This window comes from Actinoplanes sp. ATCC 53533, from assembly GCF_003947245.1.
Map to the genome: position 1 here is coordinate 1 of NZ_QHHV01000373.1, position 4,126 is coordinate 4,126.

At 70.1% G+C, this 4,126-nt stretch carries 3 protein-coding genes and 1 pseudogene; 3 read left to right on the plus strand and 1 reads right to left on the minus strand.

The window, feature by feature from the left end; translation table 11 throughout:
* Positions 1 to 375: 375 nt before the first annotated feature.
* Positions 376 to 1,371 carry a trypsin-like serine protease gene (locus tag DMB66_RS57480; protein WP_125812406.1) on the minus strand — a complete coding sequence of 332 codons (996 nt, stop codon included), beginning with the start codon at positions 1,369 to 1,371 and terminating at the stop codon, positions 376 to 378.
* Between the two features lie 132 nt (positions 1,372 to 1,503).
* Between DMB66_RS57480 and DMB66_RS57485 the strand changes: the two are divergent.
* The 3 genes and pseudogenes from DMB66_RS57485 to DMB66_RS57495 form a co-directional block, all read left to right on the plus strand.
* Positions 1,504 to 2,150: pseudogene (locus tag DMB66_RS57485) on the plus strand (response regulator transcription factor).
* On the plus strand, positions 2,147 to 3,259 hold the full coding sequence (locus DMB66_RS57490; RefSeq protein ID WP_125812407.1) for an ATP-binding protein: 1,113 nt from the start codon (positions 2,147 to 2,149) through the stop codon (positions 3,257 to 3,259). Before DMB66_RS57485 ends, DMB66_RS57490 begins: the two are co-directional and overlap by 4 nt.
* 535 nt (positions 3,260 to 3,794) lie before the next feature.
* Positions 3,795 to 4,126 (plus strand): transposase family protein (locus DMB66_RS57495; protein WP_199753258.1); only part of this gene is annotated, 332 nt, incomplete at its 3' end.

Sequence of the window (4,126 nt, forward strand, 5' to 3'; positions counted from 1 at the left end):
GACGACCGCAGCGCCAGACGACCGCAGCGCCAGACGACCGCAGCGCCAGACGACCGCAGCGCTCGATGACCACAGCGCTCGATGACCACAGCGCTCGATGACCACAGCGCTCGATGACCGCAGCGCTCGATGACCGCAGCGCTCGATGACCGCAACGCCCGGCAACCACAGCGCCCGATGACCGCAACGCCCGGCAACCGCAACGCCCGGCAACCACAGCGCCCGATGACCGCAACGCCCGGTAACCGCAACGCCCGGCAACCGCAACTCCCGATGACCGTAGTCCGGGCCTTACGACGCGCCAGTGCCGCGACCGACCCGCTTCACGTTGACCACGCGCGCCCGAGATCCGTCGGCCCTCACCACCGACCGCCATCAGGTCCGTTCGCGGGACGACTGCCACCGCACGGACGTTCGATGCGACGACTGCCAGGCCGGTGGCCTCACCGAGAATGCTCGCCGTCTGCGCCACCGGACGACGAGAACCAGCATGAGGACGGCCACCAGCGCGACGAGGCCACTCAGGCCGTAACCGATCAGGTAGCGATCACGCGCGCCCAACCCGCCGGTCGTGCTGGCGATCCAGTCGGCGAGATTGTCAGTGCGGGCACTGAAGTCCGCCCCCTCGTGGGGACATCCTGGCCCGCTGCTGACCACTGCGACCAGGACCGCGGCCCCGTTCTGCTGCTGCCGGAAGTACGGCCCGCCGGAGTCGTGCGGGCACGGGCTCGTGCTCGCACGCGGCGCCTTGCCAGATGTCTCGATGAGCGAGTCGTTCACTCGGCCGACGACGAATTGCCCAGTCTGCAGCCGTTCCGTCGACGCGGACTCCCCGTCCGACCGCCCCGCCGCCACCCTCGACCGGGCTGAAGACTCGTCACCGACGATCAGCCCGTACCCGGTCAACCGGACAACCTCGCCTGCCGCAGGCGGTGCGGTGCCGATCCGCAGCGGCGCGATGTCGGTGATCGCGGTGTCGATCTCCACCAACGCCACGTCGGCGGTTTCGGCCTGGCGTACGGTGACGACCTCGGCCTGGTGACCCTCCTTGCTGCGCAGATCCGCGCGCCCGACCGTGGCCGTGGTGCGGGCCGCCACGAGCCGGCTCACCCGCCGGCCGGCGGCGGTGCGGAAGCAGTGCCCCGCGGTGATCACCCAACGGGGTGCGACAAGTGCGCCGGAGCAGGAGCTGTCGCGGGTGCCGGCGCCGGTGGGCAGGCCGGTCATGGTCAGCAGCACCGAGAACCGATAGGCGCCGGCTCTGACGTCCTCGCCGTACGCGATGGCGGATGCCGGCTGGATGCTCGCGGGCGCGGCGGTCAGCGCCCCGACCAGCAGGATGATGACGAGACATCGACGGAGAGATCTCATGGCGAGCCATGCTGCGCGGGCGCCCGTCCGGCGGACGTCGGCAACGTCCTTATGGATCCTTTATCGGAACTGTGCCAGCCTGGCGGGCGATCACAGAAGTCAGCGATAACGAGAGGCGAGGAGGGCTCGGCGTTGCGGATACTGGTCGCGGACGACGAGCGGGTGCTCGCCGACACGGTGGCCGAGGGACTGCGCCGACTGTCCATGGCCGTCGACGTGGTCTACGACGGCGTCACTGCCTGGGAGAAGCTCGGCGTCAACCGCTACGACGTCGCCGTTCTCGACCGGGACATGCCCGGCAGCACCGGCGACGAGGTGTGCCGGCGGATCGCCGCGTCGGGGCTCGACACGCGGGTGCTGCTGCTGACCGCCGCCGCCGGGATCCGCGACCGCGTCGAAGGCCTCGGCCTCGGCGCTGACGACTACCTGACCAAGCCGTTCGCGTTCGCCGAGCTCGTCGCGCGGCTGCAGGCGCTGTCCCGGCGCTGCCCCCGGTGCTGGAGCAGGCCGGCATCATGCTGGACGTGACCCGGCACACAGCCGCTCGCGACGGACTGACGCTTTCGCTGTCGCCGAAGGAGTACGCCGTGCTGCATGTGCTGATGCGCGCCGGCGACCGCGTGGTCAGCGCGGAGGACCTGCTCGAACAGGCGTGGGACGAGAACGCCGACCCGTTCACCAACACCGTCCGCACCACCGTCATGACCCTGCGCCGCAAGCTGGGCGACCCGCCGGTGATTCACACCGTGCCCCGGGTCGGCTACCGGCTCGGCCCATGACGTCGCCCTCGCCGGCCCGGCGAGTTCTCCTGCTCTGCGGGATCGTCCTCGTCGCGGCGCAGTTCGCCCCGATGCTCGCCGACCAGATGCTCGCGCTGTGGCGCGAGTTCGGGCCGTCCTGGTGCGGGGTGGCCGAGCTACGGGCACCGGGCGACGACGCTTCGTTCCTCTGCGTCCAGGTCTTCCGGCGGCCCGCCATCGTGCCCGGCATCGCCAGGACGCTGGTGCTCTCGGTGTTCCTGGCGGCGTGCCTGCTCGCGGCACGGTGGTGCCTGCGGCCGGTCCGGGATCTGGTTCCGGTGATCGCGAACGTCGGCCCGCAGAATCTGGGCCACCGGCTCCGGCCCGGTGCGGGTCGCGACGAGCTGGCCCTGCTCGGCCGCACGATCGACGCCATGATGGATCGCATCGCCGTGGGATACGAGGCACAGCGCCGGTTCGCCGCCGACGCCTCCCACGAGCTGCGTACTCCGCTCGCGGTCCAACGAACGCTGATCGAGGTCGGCATGGCCGGCGCCCGCACCGAGGACCAGCTCGCGCTGCTCACCGCCCAACTGCTGGAGACCAACGAACGCAACGAGCGGCTGATCGAGGGCCTCCTGGTCCTCGCCGAAAGCGACCGCGGCCTGCTGTCGCGCACGCCACTGCGGCTCGATCTGATCGCCGCGGAGGTGCTCGACGCCCAACGCACCCGGGCCGCCGAGGCCGGCATCACGATCACCAGTACGCTGCGCCCACGCACCGTGCTGGGTGAGCAGGTGCTGCTGGAACGCCTCGTCAGCAACCTGGTGCAGAACGCCGTGAAATACAACCGACCGGACGGCACCATCGACGTGCAGGTCGGTGACGACCCGGCCCTGATCGTCACGAACACCGGCGACGATGTGCCAGTCGACGCGGTGGCCGCCCTCTTCGAGCCGTTCCGCCGGCTGTCCAGTGCCCGCATCAACCACAGCGGAGGCGCGGGCCTCGGCCTGGCGATCGCCCGCTCGATCACCCGTGCGCACGACGGCATCATCGCGGCGTCGTCCACCGGCCACGACGGTCTGCGAATCCAAGTCTCCTTCCCCGGTCCTACCGGACCCAACAAGCCTGCTGGACCCGACTAGGACGGCACCTGCCCGTTTGTGATCATGGCCGGGTTCCGGGGCGAGGCAGGGCTGGCGGTGGGCTCGGCGGCTGCGGTGCGGGCATCACCGCGCGAACGTCACCGCGCGAACGTCACCGCGCGAACGTCACCGCGCGAACGTCACCGCGCGAACGTCACCGCGCGAACGTCACCGCGCGAACGTCACCGCGCGAACGTCACCGCGCGAACGTCACGGTGTTGGTGTCGCCGTTGTGGTCTGTGGAGACGAGGGCTCAGAGGTCGCCGGGGGGCGCTGATGGGGAGGGATGCTGGCCTGGCGGCGGGTTTGGTTGACGGTCGGCCCGGTCAAGGACTTCTGGGTGGGGTCGTCGTTGGCGTTCGGTCGTCAGTCGCTGGTTGCCGGTCGCCGTTTTGGTTGTGGTTGTGGGCGGTGTGGATCGTCGGGATGGTGAGGGCCACCCGTCGTTGTGGTTGTCAAGGGTCAGGGCGAAGCGGCTCTGGCACGGTCTCGGTGATCGCGACTGGTCGATGGTTGATCATGTCCTATGTCCTTAGTGGAGCTACTTGCGGTGTTCTTCCCGCACCTGTCCGGGCTGCGCATCACGAACGTGTCCGACACGGGCACGTCGATGCGGGTGCAGGCCGAGACCAGCACGGTCGCCGCTCGGTGTCCGGCCTGTTCCACCCCGTCATGGCGGGTGCACAGCCGGTACGAGCGGCGCCTGCTCGACACCGCGATCGCGGGCCGGGAGACCGTGGTCCGGTTACGGGTGCGGCGGTTCTTCTGCACCCTGGCAGACTGTGTCCGCCGGATCTTCGCCGAGCAAATCGACGGACTGACTGTGCGACACAGCCGGCACAGCCTGCTGGCCCGTCGCCTGCTGGA

Excerpts from the sequence above, each read along its gene's own strand:
- DMB66_RS57490 (WP_125812407.1), top strand. The coding sequence starts at position 2,147 with ATGACGTCGCCCTCGCCGGCCCGGCGAGTTCTCCTGCTCTGCGGGATC.
- DMB66_RS57480 (WP_125812406.1), bottom strand. The coding sequence starts at position 1,371 with ATGAGATCTCTCCGTCGATGTCTCGTCATCATCCTGCTGGTCGGGGCG.